Annotated in this window: 14 protein-coding genes and 2 tRNA genes; 15 read left to right on the forward strand and 1 reads right to left on the reverse strand. The window is 44.5% G+C overall.

Features of this window, described 5'->3' with window-relative positions; translation table 11 throughout:
* The 11 genes from ispG to A3763_RS25830 all read left to right on the forward strand — a co-directional run.
* A partial coding sequence (ispG, locus tag A3763_RS25780; protein WP_068760729.1) for a flavodoxin-dependent (E)-4-hydroxy-3-methylbut-2-enyl-diphosphate synthase occupies positions 1 to 762 on the forward strand: 762 nt, incomplete at its 5' end.
* A 74-nt stretch (positions 763 to 836) separates the two neighbouring features.
* Positions 837 to 2,111, forward strand: a complete 1,275-nt coding sequence (gene hisS, locus A3763_RS25785; RefSeq protein WP_082880608.1) for a histidine--tRNA ligase — start codon at positions 837 to 839, stop codon at positions 2,109 to 2,111.
* A 168-nt stretch (positions 2,112 to 2,279) separates the two neighbouring features.
* A complete protein-coding gene (locus A3763_RS25790; protein WP_068634064.1) occupies positions 2,280 to 2,939 on the forward strand; it encodes a tetratricopeptide repeat protein in 660 nt (219 codons plus the stop codon).
* Positions 2,940 to 3,099: 160 nt separating this feature from the next.
* Positions 3,100 to 4,344, forward strand: a complete 1,245-nt coding sequence (bamB, locus tag A3763_RS25795; RefSeq protein ID WP_068634063.1) for an outer membrane protein assembly factor BamB — start codon at positions 3,100 to 3,102, stop codon at positions 4,342 to 4,344.
* 10 nt (positions 4,345 to 4,354) lie between these two features.
* The gene (gene der / locus A3763_RS25800) at positions 4,355 to 5,797 is read left to right on the forward strand and encodes a ribosome biogenesis GTPase Der (RefSeq protein ID WP_068510592.1); all 1,443 of its coding nucleotides are present in this window, start codon (positions 4,355 to 4,357) and stop codon (positions 5,795 to 5,797) included.
* A 39-nt stretch (positions 5,798 to 5,836) separates the two neighbouring features.
* Complete coding sequence (locus tag A3763_RS30260) at positions 5,837 to 6,088, forward strand: cysteine-rich CWC family protein (RefSeq protein WP_068510590.1); 252 nt, start codon at positions 5,837 to 5,839, stop codon at positions 6,086 to 6,088.
* Between the two features lie 278 nt (positions 6,089 to 6,366).
* Positions 6,367 to 7,443, forward strand: a complete 1,077-nt coding sequence (locus tag A3763_RS25810) for a Glu/Leu/Phe/Val dehydrogenase dimerization domain-containing protein (RefSeq protein WP_068510587.1) — start codon at positions 6,367 to 6,369, stop codon at positions 7,441 to 7,443.
* Positions 7,444 to 7,453: 10 nt separating this feature from the next.
* A complete protein-coding gene (gene pdhA, locus A3763_RS25815; protein ID WP_068510584.1) occupies positions 7,454 to 8,641 on the forward strand; it encodes a pyruvate dehydrogenase (acetyl-transferring) E1 component subunit alpha in 1,188 nt (395 codons plus the stop codon).
* A 1-nt stretch (position 8,642) separates the two neighbouring features.
* Positions 8,643 to 9,704 (forward strand): alpha-ketoacid dehydrogenase subunit beta, encoded by a 1,062-nt coding sequence (locus A3763_RS25820; protein WP_068510657.1) that lies wholly within the window; start codon positions 8,643 to 8,645, stop codon positions 9,702 to 9,704.
* 2 nt (positions 9,705 to 9,706) lie between these two features.
* A complete protein-coding gene (locus tag A3763_RS25825) occupies positions 9,707 to 10,924 on the forward strand; it encodes a dihydrolipoamide acetyltransferase family protein (RefSeq protein ID WP_068634062.1) in 1,218 nt (405 codons plus the stop codon).
* A 159-nt stretch (positions 10,925 to 11,083) separates the two neighbouring features.
* Positions 11,084 to 11,500, forward strand: coding sequence for an MAPEG family protein (locus tag A3763_RS25830; protein WP_068510580.1), 417 nt, complete (start codon positions 11,084 to 11,086; stop codon positions 11,498 to 11,500).
* A gap of 17 nt (positions 11,501 to 11,517) precedes the next feature.
* Here the strand turns inward: A3763_RS25830 and A3763_RS25835 are convergent, their stop codons facing one another.
* Positions 11,518 to 11,856 (reverse strand): hypothetical protein, encoded by a 339-nt coding sequence (locus tag A3763_RS25835; protein ID WP_068507198.1) that lies wholly within the window; start codon positions 11,854 to 11,856, stop codon positions 11,518 to 11,520.
* A 203-nt stretch (positions 11,857 to 12,059) separates the two neighbouring features.
* Here A3763_RS25835 and A3763_RS25840 point away from each other — a divergent pair, with 203 nt between their 5' ends.
* The 4 genes from A3763_RS25840 to A3763_RS25855 all read left to right on the forward strand — a co-directional run bounded on the left by A3763_RS25840 (position 12,060) and on the right by A3763_RS25855 (position 14,535).
* A complete protein-coding gene (locus A3763_RS25840; protein ID WP_068510655.1) occupies positions 12,060 to 12,704 on the forward strand; it encodes an MBL fold metallo-hydrolase in 645 nt (214 codons plus the stop codon).
* Between the two features lie 74 nt (positions 12,705 to 12,778).
* The gene (gene gltX / locus A3763_RS25845; RefSeq protein WP_068634061.1) at positions 12,779 to 14,290 is read left to right on the forward strand and encodes a glutamate--tRNA ligase; all 1,512 of its coding nucleotides are present in this window, start codon (positions 12,779 to 12,781) and stop codon (positions 14,288 to 14,290) included.
* A gap of 72 nt (positions 14,291 to 14,362) precedes the next feature.
* Positions 14,363 to 14,438: transfer RNA gene (locus tag A3763_RS25850), tRNA-Ala, on the forward strand.
* A gap of 21 nt (positions 14,439 to 14,459) precedes the next feature.
* Positions 14,460 to 14,535 (forward strand) — tRNA-Glu (locus tag A3763_RS25855).
* Positions 14,536 to 14,897: the final 362 nt, after the last annotated feature.

Below are 14,897 nucleotides of genomic sequence, written 5' to 3' on the forward strand. Positions count from 1 at the left end.
ATTAAAGCAGTAATTGACTGTGCTAAAGAGAAAAATATCCCGATTCGTATCGGAGTTAATGCGGGCTCATTAGAAAAAGATTTGCAAAAGAAGTATGGCGAGCCAACCCCTGAAGCCTTGGTGGAGTCGGCAATGCGTCATGTTAATATCCTGCGGGCTCATGATTTCGATAACTTTAAGGTCAGCCTTAAAGCTTCAGATGTTTTTATGACAGTTGCTGCGTATCGAATGATTGCTGATCAAATTGAACAGCCTTTGCATTTGGGTATTACCGAAGCCGGGGGTTTTCGATCAGGTGCGGTTAAGTCTGCCGTGGGTTTGGGGATGTTATTAATGGATGGCATTGGCGATACGATTCGAGTGTCGCTTGCTGCCGACCCTATTGAAGAAATCAAAGTTGGTTTTGATATTCTTAAAAGTTTAAAGATTCGCTCAAAGGGTATTAATTTTATTGCCTGCCCAAGCTGCTCTCGACAAAACTTTGATGTTGTTCAGACAATGAATGAATTGGAAGAGCGCTTAGAAGACGTCACGACGCCATTGGATGTCGCGATAATTGGCTGTGTTGTAAACGGTCCGGGTGAGGCTAAAGAAGTAGACGTTGGTCTGACCGGTGGCTCGCCGAATAATTTACTTTACCTTGATGGAAAGCCGGACCATAAATTAGCTAACACAACACTTGTTGATGATTTAGAGCGAAACATCAGGTCCAAGATCGCAGCCAAAGAGGCCCAGGAGTCTCAGGTGATTGCAAAAGCATAGAATTTAACACTGTAATTTTTCCTCTTGCTTGCTAAGTGAGCTCGAGAGAAGTTCTAGATAATAAGGATTAAACCTTGGCAAAAATACAAGCTATCCGTGGAATGAATGATTTGTTACCCGGGCAATCTGCAGTTTGGCAGTACTTGGAAGGGCATATAAAAGGTGTGCTCCAAAGTTATGGCTATCAAGAAATTCGCATGCCTATTGTCGAGCAGACAGAACTATTTAAACGCTCTATCGGAGAAGTTACCGATATCGTTGAAAAAGAAATGTATACCTTTGAAGATAGAAACGGTGACAGTTTAACCCTGCGCCCTGAAGGAACTGCATGCTGCGTTCGAGCAGCCGAGCAGCATGGTCTATTGTTCAACCAGACTCAGCGCTTGTGGTATACAGGGCCGATGTTCAGACATGAGCGTCCACAAAAAGGAAGATATCGCCAATTCCATCAGGTCGGTGTTGAGTGTTTTGGTTTTAAAGGGCCTGATATTGATGCTGAGTTGATCATGATGACTGCTCGCTTGTGGAAGCAGCTTGGTTTATCTGAACATGTGGTGTTAGAGATAAACTCTTTAGGCTTGCCTGAAGAGCGCAAGGCCTTTAAAGATGCATTAGTTGCTTATCTTGAAGGTTATGCTGATCAGCTTGACGAAGATAGTCTGCGTAGGATGAAAACCAATCCTCTAAGAATCCTGGATAGCAAAAATACTAAGACCCAAGAGATTCTCGCGAATGCGCCAAGTCTGTTCGATTTCTATGGAGACGAGTCTAAGGATGACTTTAACGAGCTGTTGTCGCTGCTGGATCATGCAGATATCAAGTATCGTGTTAATCATGGCTTAGTACGAGGTTTGGATTATTATTCGAAAATGGTCTTTGAGTGGGTGACAGATGCCTTAGGTGCTCAAGGCACGGTATGTGCTGGTGGGCGCTACGATGGTCTGGTTGCTCAGCTTGGCGGAAGGCCAACTCCGGGAGTTGGTTTTGCAATGGGGGTAGAGCGTTTAGTGCTACTGCTTGAAGAGCTGAAGCTTGTCCCTGAGTCGGTAAGCGAGCATGTCGATATTTTTATTGTGGCGGCAGGAGAAGGTACTTTACATAAAGCCTTTGAAGTTGCTGAGTTGCTTAGAAGTGAAACTTCCTTGAGAGTACTGCAGAATGCAGGCGGTGGTAGTTTCAAGAGTCAGATGAAAAAAGCTGATAAGTCTGGCGCACCTCTTGGTATCATTATTGGCGAACAGGAGCTGGAAAATGATACGTTGGTAGTCAAACGACTAAAAGGTGAGGGTGGGCAAAAGCTGGTTAGTTTTGCAGAGCTCTTAACAGAAGTGAATTCTGCATTTAGTTAAAGCTTGGGAGTTGCCGGGAATTTGGCTGTATTGCCAAAAAGTAAGCAACACTAGCTGTTTTTAATGCTGCGAACTCGACCGAGTCGGTTATAATGCAGCGCAATACAATGATAACGAAGGTGCCCTGTAAGGGTGCCAAGACAAAAACAAGGTAGACAGGAGCAAGACGTGGACAACCTTTCAACAGAAGATGAACAACTGGCGGCATTGAAAAAGTGGTGGAGCGATAACGGTAATTCACTATTGATGGGTATTGGTGCAGCGCTGGTTATTGTGTTTGGCTGGAAGGCTTACCAGAACAATGTGATTCAGGAAAAAACAGCAGCGTCTTTGCAGTATCAACAATTGGTAACAGTCGCTACGCAAAACGATTTTGATAGTGAAGACGAAGCGGAAACAGTCAGCTACTTGGCAGAGCAACTGAAAGATGAGTTTGAGGGCACTGAATACGCTTTGTATGCTGCGATGTTTATGGCAAAAGACCTGGTAGAAGACAAAAACTACGAAGGTGCAGCAGAGCAGCTAAATTGGGTTTTATCAAAAACAGAAGATGTTCGTCTTCAACATATTGTCACCGCTCGTTTAGCTCGTATTTTATCTGCGCAAGAAAAGCATGACGATGCTTTGGCCTTGCTTAAGCCAAGTGAAGAGGCGTTTAAAGCGAGCTACCTTGAAATAGAGGGTGACATTAAAAAGCGACAAGGTGATATCCCTGGCGCTATCGAGGCATACAAGAATGCTTTCGAACTTATTAAAGAAGAGCCTCAGGCGCAACCTTTGTTGGCGGTTAAGCTGTCAGACTTAGGTATCGATCCTAAGACCCTATAATCAATTTTGCCCCTTTTTGTCAGCCAGCATTGCCTAGGCTGAAAACTACAAAGGGGCGAGAATTTATCTTTCAAAGGCAGCTAAGCTCTGCCTTTTTTGTTTTTATATAGTGTTTGAAGTAATCATACAGAACGCTAAGTTGCATTAGGGATTTCATAGCATGGCGCTAGAGAAAATACATCGGTGGTGTAAAAAGGTCGCCTTTCTTGGCCTTTTGTCTTGTTTGCTAGCTGCTTGTAGTAGTTCGCCAGTAAATCAGCCTGCAGAGCTTGATATCGACTTCAAAGACCAAATTAACTTTAAACGTATATGGAAGAAGTCGGTAGGAGAAGGTGATCAAGAACTAAAGCTTCAGCTTTCACCTATCCTTAGAGATGATAAGATTTACTCAGTCGATACTGAAGGCTTACTTAGTGCTATAGATCGTTTATCCGGTAAGACTCTCTGGAGTCATGAGCTGGATGAGACTATTAGCAGCGGCTTAGCAGTTGACCGAGATAGCCTCTATGTTGTGACGTTTTCTGGTTATTTAGTGTCACTACAACTTGAAAATGGCCAAGAGAATTGGCGCTCTCCGCTAAGCAGTGAAGCAACGGCTCCGCCAGCAGTAAACGGAGAACTGGTGATCGTTCAAACTATTGATGGCAAAGTTGCTGCTTTCGGGGCACAAGATGGCAAGCAACGCTGGCGTCATGATAGTGTTGTGCCGATACTTTCCTTACGAGGTACTGCCAAACCTTTAGTATCGAGGAAGTATACGGTGACTAGCTTCGCCAATGGTGAGTTGCTCACATTGAGGAACGACATTGGTTTGCCTCTCTGGAAAGCAACACTTGCTCTACCAAAAGGGCGCACAGAACTAGAGCGTTTGGTCGACTCGGATGGTCAGCCTTTGCTTGATGGTGATACCCTTTATGCAGCCGCTTACCAAGGTAAAATATTTGCTTTAAGTGCGCTCGATGGGCAGGAAATTTGGTCTAAAGAAATTTCATCTTTTAACAAGCTCGCGTTAGGCTTTGGCAAGCTCTTTGTTACCACGGATAAAGGTGAGATTATTGCGCTTGATAAGCAAAGTGGAAAGGAGTTGTGGCGAAATGAAGAGTTCTTATATCGTCGTTTAGGCTCACCAGTGGTCTTTGACCAGTTTGTGATGGCCGCTGATTTCGAGGGCTATATCCATGTGCTATCAGTGCTGGATGGAAAAGTACTTGCACGGAAATACCCTGACAGTGATGGTGTCATGGGTGAGATGATTGTAAAGGGCGACCGGCTATATGTTTATGCACGTTCTGGTGACATAGTATCGTATCAGTTGAATTCGAAGGTAAAGGACCTTAGACCCTTGGGTTCGAGGTTTAGAAATAGAAGACTTTTCGAAGAGTCGTCTAACGAATATAGAGATTAAAGGTAGATAGATGGTTCCTGTAATAGCGCTAGTAGGTCGTCCTAATGTAGGTAAATCTACCTTATTCAATCGTTTGACCAAAACAAAAGATGCAATTGTCGCAGACTACGCAGGCTTAACTCGGGATCGTAAGTACGGCTCTGGAGTGGCGTTGGATAAGAAGTTCATTACTATCGATACCGGTGGTATAAGTGGTGATGAAGTCGGGATCGATGCTGTCATGGCTGAGCAGTCCTTGTTGGCAATAGAAGAGGCTGATCTAATCTTCTTTGTTGTGGATGGCCGGGATGGATTGACCCCTATTGATGAAGAGATAGCTCGTCATATCCGACAAACGGGAAAACCTTATACCCTGGTTGTTAATAAAATTGATGGCCTTAATGCTGATACTGTTGCCAATGATTTCTACTCGCTGGGTATGGAGAAGCTGCGCTTAACCGCAGCCTCTCATAACCGCGGTGTTAAATCGCTGATCGAAGATGCAATGGAGGACTTCCCGGAACAAATCGAGGAAGATGATGAAGCAAATGGTTGTAAAATTGGTATTATCGGACGACCAAATGTTGGTAAGTCTACCTTGGTTAATCGACTGCTTGGTGAAGACCGTGTTGTTGTTTATGATCAACCTGGTACCACGAGAGATAGCGTCTATATTCCTTACGAACGCCGAGAAAAGCCCTATACCTTGATCGATACGGCAGGTGTGCGCCGTAGGAAAAATGTTAAAGAGGCGGTAGAGAAATTCTCCATCATCAAGACCTTGCAAGCGATACAAGATGCCAACGTTGTTGTTGTCGTTATCGATGCCAGAGAAGGTGTCGTTGAGCAGGATCTTCACCTGATTGGCTTTGCTATGGATGCCGGGCGAGCGCTGGTATTGGCGGTCAATAAGTGGGATGGAATGACCCAAGATGACAAAAAATCAGTAAAGAGAGAGTTGGATAGACGTTTAGTTTTCCTTGACTATGCTCCAATTCATTTCATCTCAGCCAAACATGGAACCGGGGTGGGGGATTTATATAAGTCTATCGACCAGGGTTATAAATCTGCTTTCGATAAGTGGCCGACCAAACGTTTGACAGAGTTGCTTTCAGATTTAGTATCTGATCACCAACCACCAATTGTTCGTGGCCGACGGGTCAAGCTTCGTCATGCTCACCAGGGGGGATCAAATCCGCCTATCATCGTAGTGCATGGATCTAAGACTGATGACCTGCCAGATAGCTACAAACGTTATCTAGAGAAGAGCTTCAGGAAAGTACTTAAGATTAAAGGTACACCAATTCGTTTTGAATTTAAGTCGAGTGATAACCCTTTCGCTAGTCCGACTAACAAAATGAATGAGAAGCAGAGAGCTAAAAAAGCCCGTATTACCAAATCCAGAGAATTTGGTAACCGCCGTGGTAAAAACTCAACACGTAAGAGTAAAGGAAAGGGCAGTACTTCTCGTTAATTGATTTTAACGAGGGCTTGCCTAGGTGTTTAGCTTTCTATGACTGAACTGCATCCCCCTAAAGAAGATATTTGCCCCAGATGTGGCAAAGCAAACCTATGCTTGAATGTCATTAAAAAAGACCTTTCAACGGGGGCTATGATACCACCTAATACTGTTAGTATTCGGGAAGAGCCTTGTTGGTGCGCCTCCGTTAACTTGAACTCTAATCAACGTGCTGAAGCATCAAAATTTGGTAATGGTTTATGTTGTTTGTGCGCAAGCTGCATTGCTGAAATTCAAGCGATATAGCTGCCCTATTACCACTTTAAAAAAAGAAAAAGCCTATTTCCCCCTGTATGTGATCTCGTAAATATTTGTTACTTTCCCTTCACAGAGCCTTTTAAGTCGCTTTATACTCGAACTGTAGTGTGCAAAAAATAAACAGTTTTTGCATCACACCAAAATTTATATTTGCGCGTTCCCTCTATCGACGCGAGGTTACCACCTCTTACGACTTGTTTGAGTAGTCGTGGTCATAAGCCAGTATATATTCAAACAATCGTAAGTTATTCTGAGAGGATAGCATCATGTTTGAATTACTGGATCAACACCAGGTCAATGAGCTGCACGTTAGGTACGATGTTAGTAGCGGTCTCAGGGCATTCATTGCCATCCACAATACTGCACTGGGTCCTGCACTGGGCGGCTGCCGTTTTATTAAATACCCAAGTGAATCACACGCCCTTCAAGATGCGCTGAACTTAGCTAAAGGCATGAGCTACAAAGCTGCCTTGGCAGAGCTTCCTCAAGGCGGTGGCAAGTCGGTCATCATGGTTCCTGATCGTCACTTTGATCGAAGGTCATTATTTAGTGAGTTCGGGCGCTTTGTTGAATCCTTAAACGGTCGGTATATTACTGCGATTGACTCCGGCACCAGTGCGAGAGAAATGGATATTATTCAGACTGTGACATCGCATGTTACCAGTACGAGTGATGCTGGTAACCCGTCAAGTTATACCGCTGCTGGTGTATTTGAAGGAATAAAGGCAAGCGTCAATTTCAAGTTAGGAACAGAAAGCTTAAAAGGTCTACGTATTGCTATTCAGGGAATTGGCAATGTTGGTTACGAACTTGGTTTGCTGCTCGCAGAATCTGGTGCAGAGATTGTTGTGGCTGATATTAATAGAGAAAGGGTTGAGTCCGCCTTAAGAGAGTTTGCAAGTCACGCAGTCAGCCCTGAGCAGATTGTTCAGGAGCCATGCGTTGTCTTTGCCCCCTGCGGTTTAAGTAATGTCATCAATGAGTCTTCCCTTGAACGTTTGAGCTGCCGAATAATTGCCGGGTCAGCAAACGTTCAATTAGCGAAACCTGAGCTTGGGCAGCGCCTGCATGAAAAGGGAATATTGTACGCTCCCGATTACGTGATTAACTCTGGAGGTTTGATTTATGCCTCGCTAACCCACAGTGAGTCTTTGCGTTCGGACTTTGAGCTGGTTTCAAGAAATGAAGTTTTACAGGCCAGAATACATGAAAAAATATTGCAGATAGGTCGAACCTTAGAAGAGGTTTATCAAGGCTCAAGCTCAAAAGGCAGGGCAACAAGTGTTGTTGCCGACCAGCTAGCCGAAGAAAAATTGACTCGTCTTCAAGACTTTGCAGCATAGAGGAGGCGGTATGAAATCTTATACTTTTGAAGAAAACCTTAGGTTTGATGTAAGTTTTTCGAAATTTCTTGGCGATGACGGGCAGCTTAAGCAGTCTTTACCGGATTCTCTACTGCTCAAAGAAGAAATGCTAAAAGCTTATGAAACGATGGTTTTGATCAGAGCTTTTGACCATAAGGCTATCGCTTTACAACGAACTGGCAAGCTTGGAACTTACCCTTCAGTTCTAGGCCAGGAAGCAATTGGTACGGCCATTGGTATGGCGCTCAGCCCAGATGATATTTTTGCGCCTTATTACCGCGACTTCGCTACCCAATATTTGCGAGGGGTGTCTTTAAAAGAGATGTTGATGTATTGGGGAGGCTTGGAACGTGGTAGTGATTATAAATCATGCCCAAATGATTTCCCTGTTTGTGTGCCAATAGCGACACAATATGGCCACGCTGCCGGTGCAGCTGTTGCTCTGAAAACCAAAGGCATACATCAAGCATCTCTTGTTACGTGTGGTGAGGGCGCGACCTCGAAAGGCGACTTTCTCGAAACACTAAATCTGGCAGGGGCGTGGCAACTACCCTTGGTAATGGTTGTAAATAACAATCAATGGGCTATTTCGACCCCCCGCGATATTCAGTGCGGCGCGCAAACGATTGCCCAAAAAGCGATTGGCGCCGGGATTGAGGGACTGGTTGTTGATGGTAACGACTATTTTGCCGTGCGTCATGCAGTCAATATAGCACTGGAGAAAGCCTACGCAGGTAAAGGTGCAACGCTTATTGAAGCGGTGAGTTATCGCTTAGGGGATCATACTACCGCCGATGATGCTTCACGTTATCGCAGTGATTCTGAGCTGAAGTCAGCCTGGGACAAGGAGCCTATTTCAAGACTAAAAACTTTTTTACTGTCTAAAGGATACTGGTCGGAATCCAAGGAGAAAGAACTTCTCATACGAATTAAGAAGAAAATTAGTGAGGCTGTTGAAGCCTATCTTATAGAGGAGGATGACGTACCTGAGGCGATGTTTGATTATCTCTTCGAAACACTACCTGAGCCACTGCTTGACCAATACGCGCAGGTCAAATTGCTTGGTATGAAAAACACTAAAAAAATAAGCCCGCAATGTGAAGGGACAAGGTTTGAAAATACCGACGCTCAGGATAAGTTGAAGCCAGTTGATATGGAGGGGCATAGCCATGAATGATATGAATCTTACTAAAGCAATAGATGACTGTGCTCCTGAAAGTGTTGGCGCATCGAAGGTTTGTATTATTGAGGCCGTTAATATGGCATTGCATCGCGCAATGGCAGAAAGTGAAGAAGTGGTTGTGCTTGGCGAAGATGTTGCCGTTAATGGCGGTGTTTTTCGCGCAACGGAGGGCTTACGAGAAGCATTTGGTGTGCGTCGGGTTATGGATACACCACTAGCTGAAACGATGATTGCAGGCATGACTATAGGAATGGCAGCTCAAGGCCTGCGTCCGGTTGCAGAAATACAGTTTATGGGCTTCATTTATGCTGCAATGGAGCACTTGGTTAGCCATGCTTCACGTATGCGTAATCGCACACGTGGGCGCCTTTCTTGCCCAATGGTTATTCGCGCCCCCTATGGCGGGGGAATTCATGCACCCGAACATCATAGTGAAAGTACCGAGGCAATGTTTGCACATATTCCGGGTATTCGGGTTATACAGCCTAGCTCTCCAAAAAGGGCTTATGGACTGCTTTTGTCAGCGATTCGTTCCAATGACCCTGTTATATTTTTGGAGCCAAAACGCATTTATCGTTTATTTCATAGTGAGGTAAAGGATGATGGTGAAGGCTTGCCATTGGATAAGTCCTTTCTATTGCGTCAAGGAAGGGATATGACTTTAGTCTCATGGGGGGCGAGCATAAATGAAACTATGCAAGCGGCAAGTTTATTGGCTAGGGATGGGATTGAGTGTGAGGTGATAGACGTTGCCAGTATTTCTCCTATAGACCACGATACTATTATCCAGTCGGTTCAAAAAACTGGTCGCTGCATAGTTATTCATGAGGCGCCAAGAAGCTGTGGGCTGGGTGCGGAGATTGCAGCAACGCTTTCTGAAAGAGCCTTCCCTTACTTAAGGGAACCCGTGGCGAGAATCACTGGTTATGACACGGTAATGCCATATTTTCGTAACGAATCAAACTACCTGCCCGGCGTAGAGCAAATAACCGAATTGGCAGCGGTGATGTGCAGGGCCGCAACACCGGTTGACGCAGACGGAAACAAGGAGGCTTAGCTATGAGCAAATTTTATCTACCTGATCTCGGTGAAGGCCTCCAGGGTGCAGAAATTATTGAGTGGAAGATTAAGCCTGGCGATATGGTCTTGGTTGATCAGTTGATTTTAGTTGTCGAAACGGCAAAAGCTATTGTGGAAATTCCATCTCCTGTGGAAGCTAGAATCGGGAAAATTCACTGTAAAGCGGGCGACATGGTTGATGTGGGTTCAGTGTTATTAGAATACACTGAGAAGGAAAATGCTGAGTCCCCGATAGGTAAAGATACTTCGATATCGGAGTATCTAGGCGTCTCTCAAAATGTGCAAAAGAGCGTATCGGTCGTTGGAAGTTTGCAAACTGCAGAAGGTGAAAAGGATGTCGATCAATATGAGGATATGATTGTTGATCATGCCAGCCCGCCTGACAGTGCGCTTTTAAAGCAGAAACAGACTTTAAATGCGCCGCCTTCTGTCAGGGTCTTTGCAGAAAAAATAGGCCTGACAGAACAGCTCAGTGAAAAGTCTTATGGGATGCTTACAGAGAAAGGAATTCTGGAAGCTCATTACAAGAAGAATGAGCTGAAAGGAAGTTCTCCTGGGAGATGTGGTGATTCAATCACTAAATTAACAGGTGCCAGGAAAGTCATGGCGCAAACGATGAGTAAATCTCATGAACACATTCCAGCCGTAACGCTGTTCGATGATGCCAATATTTGTACTTGGAAGAAAAGTGAGGACATCACGCTCCGATGTATTAAGGCACTTGTCTTTGCGTGTATGAAGGAGCCAATACTCAATGCCTGGTTTGATGAGGAAGCTTTAGGTATTCAGTTATTCGAAGATATTCATTTAGGTGTGGCGGTTAATTCCGCGCAGGGTTTATACGTTCCGGTGATTCGAAAGGTGCAAACTCTAGACGATGCTAGAATCAGAAAAATCATGAAGAAACAGATTCAATCAGTTCATGACCGTACGATTAAGCCTCAAAAGCTACTTGGTGCAACGATTAGTCTAAGCAACTTTGGCTCGTTAAGCGGGCGTTACGCTACACCTATAATTGTTCCGCCACAGGTTTCGATCATGGGTGTGGGGAAAATTCGTGATGAGCCTGTCGTTGAAAACGGACAGATAAAGGTTGGTCGAGTTATGCCTATATCGCTGAGCTTTGATCATCGCGCAGCCAGCGGTGCAGAGGCGGCCAGGTTTATGCAGGCTTTTATCGAGTCGTTAGAGTCTTAAGGGCTCTCTGGTGCTTTGTTTCTCTGAGTGATCTACAGAGTTTCAAGTCTATACAAGTGATTGACCAAGGTCTCGCTTTATGTGAATGTGGTCTTGCGTTTGTGCATTAGTCAATACCGCACAATAGATAGGTACTCCACAACAATAGACGAGACTTTTATGGATACAGTTAGAATTATCTATCCCGCTATCGCGATGTTTTTATTAACCTCTTTTTTAGTTTTTAAACTAGGGTTAACACGCTTTGCGGCAATTAAACGCGGTGAAGTTAGTATGAAGTACTATCGTTCATACAATGAAGGGCAGGAGCCGCAAAGGCTCCATATTCTCACTCGCCATATTCATAACCACTTTGAGGTACCACCCTTATTTTATGTTGGGGTTATACTCACTTATATCACGGATAGCGTTGGTCTTGTGTCAGTTGTCGCTGCTTGGTTGTATGTGGCTTTGCGGCTAGTACATTCTTTTGTCCACTTGGGTAACAACAATGTCAGCCTAAGGTTTGCGAGCTTTGCTGCGAGTATGATGGCTTTAGCAGTGTTGTGGCTCGCCATGTTGTTTGCGTTGGTATAGTACTCGTAAGCACTTGTTTATCTGTCACATCGCAGTAACTTGAAGCGTTGTTTTCCCTCAAGAATCTCTGACTCTGGCCAGATCGCATTTGCCTTTTGCTCAAATGCTGCGTTCTGTGCCAGAATTTGAAGTTCTTCACTTATGGCTTTATCACTTCGTGTAATAAAAGCGTTTTCTGTCGGTACACTCGCTTCAAATGTATTGATCAATTCGCAGTTCTCGTCATTGGCAAAGATGATGTGCTTGGCTCCAGGGTTTAGTTCAATAAATGAGCAGCCAGAGAGCGCTGTACCGAGTATGAGTGCAGTAAACTTTGAAGACCGTTTGACTGAGGGGTAGCTATATTTAAGCAGCATCGTTATCGTCCTTTATTGTGACTAACGCATAGCTGACTGAAGGCATTTCCTTGCATCCATTTATACGTTTTTGGTTGAGTTTCATTCTTCTTCAGGGATAATGCATGTCAGAAAATTGCTGTGCAGTTCGGACGATTAGTTTAATCCCTTGTCACAAACTATATAGCAGCGATATAAGCTTGTTTTCTATCGGTAATTTTTTCATGAGTTTACAGTATAAGATAGTGCCGGTAACGGCTTTTGAGCAGAACTGCTCAATTTTGTGGTGCGATCAGAGTAAAAAAGCGGCAGTTGTCGACCCTGGTGGTGATTTACCCAAAATTTTGGCTGAGCTTGAATCTTTAGGCCTTCAGCTTGATAAGGTAATTTTGACACATGCGCATATTGATCATGCCGGTGCAACGGCGGATTTAGCTGAGCAGAGTGGGGTGCCTGTCGTTGGCCCTCATAAAGAAGATAAGTTTTGGATTGATATGCTGCCTCAGCAGAGCCAGATGTTTGGTTTTCCTGCTGCCAAGATCTTTACGCCTGACCAGTGGCTGGAACAGGGCGATACGGTTGAAGTGGGGAGCGAGATTCTCGAAGTGCTACATTGTCCTGGTCATACGCCAGGCCATGTCGTTTTTTACCATCGAGGTAGTGATTTATTGGTCGTTGGTGACGTTCTTTTTCAAGGCTCAATCGGGCGTACGGATTTCCCTAAGGGCGACTTCGACACGCTTGCGAAGTCGATTCGATCTAAGCTTTGGGCATTGGCGGATGAAACGAAATTCATTCCGGGTCATGGCCCGATGTCGACCATAGGGCATGAAAAAGCCAACAACCCCTTTGTTGGTGGTTACGGCTAGTAAGGTATACAGATAATATTTAAGCGCTCGATACCAGCGTTGACACAGTAAAAAATCAGATAGGCATAACGTTAATGACACAAATGGTAAGAACACGAATCGCACCATCCCCAACGGGTGACCCTCATGTTGGTACAGCATATATTGCATTGTTTAATATGTGTTTCGCCAAGCAACACGGAGGTAAGTTTATCCTTCGAATTGAAGATACTGACCAAGCGAGAAGCACGCCAGAATCGGAACGTGATATTTTATCTTCAATGAAGTGGTTAGGGCTTGATTGGGACGAAGGTCCAGATGTAGGTGGTGATTATGGGCCTTATCGCCAGAGTGAGCGAAAAGACGACTATCGTGCCTATGCCGAGCAGTTGGTCGAACAGGGTAATGCCTTTTATTGTTTTCGTACACCAGAAGAGCTTGATGCGATTCGTGAAGAGCGAAAAGCGGCGGGTTTAAACCCTGGGATTAAAGGTGACCTTGAGTTATCTAGTGACGAAGTCAAAGAACGTTTAGCTCGTGGCGATGCGCATGTTATTCGTATGAAAGTTCCGGACGAAGGTGTTTGCGAAATTGACGATATGTTACGTGGCAAGATAGAGATTGACTGGTCTCAGGTCGATTCTCAAATTCTGCTTAAGTCAGACGGTATGCCTACTTATCACCTGGCGAATGTAGTTGATGACCATTTGATGGCGATCACGCATGTTATCCGTGGTGAAGAGTGGATTAACTCGGCACCTAAGCACCAGTTGTTGTATAAGTATTTTGGCTGGGAGATGCCTGTGCTATGTCACATGCCATTATTACGAAACCCGGATAAGAGCAAGCTAAGCAAGCGTAAGAACCCAACCAGTATTAATTATTATGAGCGTGCTGGTTTTTTACCCGAGTCAGTCATTAACTATTTGGGGCGAATGGGTTGGTCTATGCCTGATGAGCGTGAGAAATTTACACTACAGGAAATGATTGAGAACTTCGATATTAAACGTGTTTCGCTTGGTGGACCGATTTTCGACGTCGAAAAGCTAAGCTGGTTGAATGGCGTGTGGATTCGTGAAAATCTAAGTGCTGACGAATTTATGGCGCGCGCTCAAGCTTGGGCATTCAACGAGGCAAACCTTAAACCTTTGGTTGAGCATGTACAGGGGCGTGTATCGACCTTTGCTGACATCGCACCATTAAGCACCTTTATGTTTTCAGGTATGCTGGAATTACAGGCTGCAGATTTTGCGCATAAAAAACTAGAAGAAGGGCAAGTTAAACGCGTGTTGCAGTTTGCTTTGTGGCAATTGGAATCATTACGTGATTGGAACAAAGATAATATCTTTGCCGAGATTAAGGCTTTGTCCAAGGTGATGGAGTTTAAGATAGGTGATTGCATGCAGCCAATCTTTATCGCTATTGCTGGTACACCAAACTCTTGGTCAGTAGTCGATTCTATGGCGCTTTTAGGGCCAGATATGAGTCGTGCCAGGCTGCGTCATGCTGTTAGCATATTGGGTGGCTTTTCCAAGAAAGAAACCAAGCGAGTAGAGAAGGAATATCAATCGCTTAGCGCAGAAATCAAAAAGTTAAAAGAAGTGTAAAAATAGTCTTGACTCGGGGGGGAGACTTCAATAATATACGCCCCCGTTGAATGATGCACAGCACACCAGTGCGGGGCCATAGCTCAGCTGGGAGAGCGCGACGCTGGCAGCGTTGAGGTCTGCGGTTCGATCCCGCATGGCTCCACCAAATCATTCAGGACAGTTTACTGTCCCCTTCGTCTAGAGGCCTAGGACACCGCCCTTTCACGGCGGTAACAGGGGTTCGACTCCCCTAGGGGACGCCATATAAAAAACCTCGATATCAATTTGATATCGAGGTTTTTTTTCGCCTGTAGAAAGTTGAGTATAGCCATTGTTACTTTCTCTCAGTCTTTTTCGGGCTATTTACTTGTCTACTGTAGTTGTTCTATGTGTTTTTCTCTGCCGATACTCAGTTAAATTTGTTTTTTAGAGGCTCATAAAGGAGGGGGATTAGCAGATCAAATCTGCCTGATGGATTTTTGACGTTTACTGGGTGTTAGTAGGTATTATGTTTGACGAAATCCGTACTCGAGACTTTTAAGTGAAATATGTTTGTGTATAAGGTATTGAATATAATAAGAAAATAAAAAGTAATCAAAGTTATTTATGAAGTTGGCATGCTAAT

The organism is Oleiphilus sp. HI0128 (genome assembly GCF_001635365.1).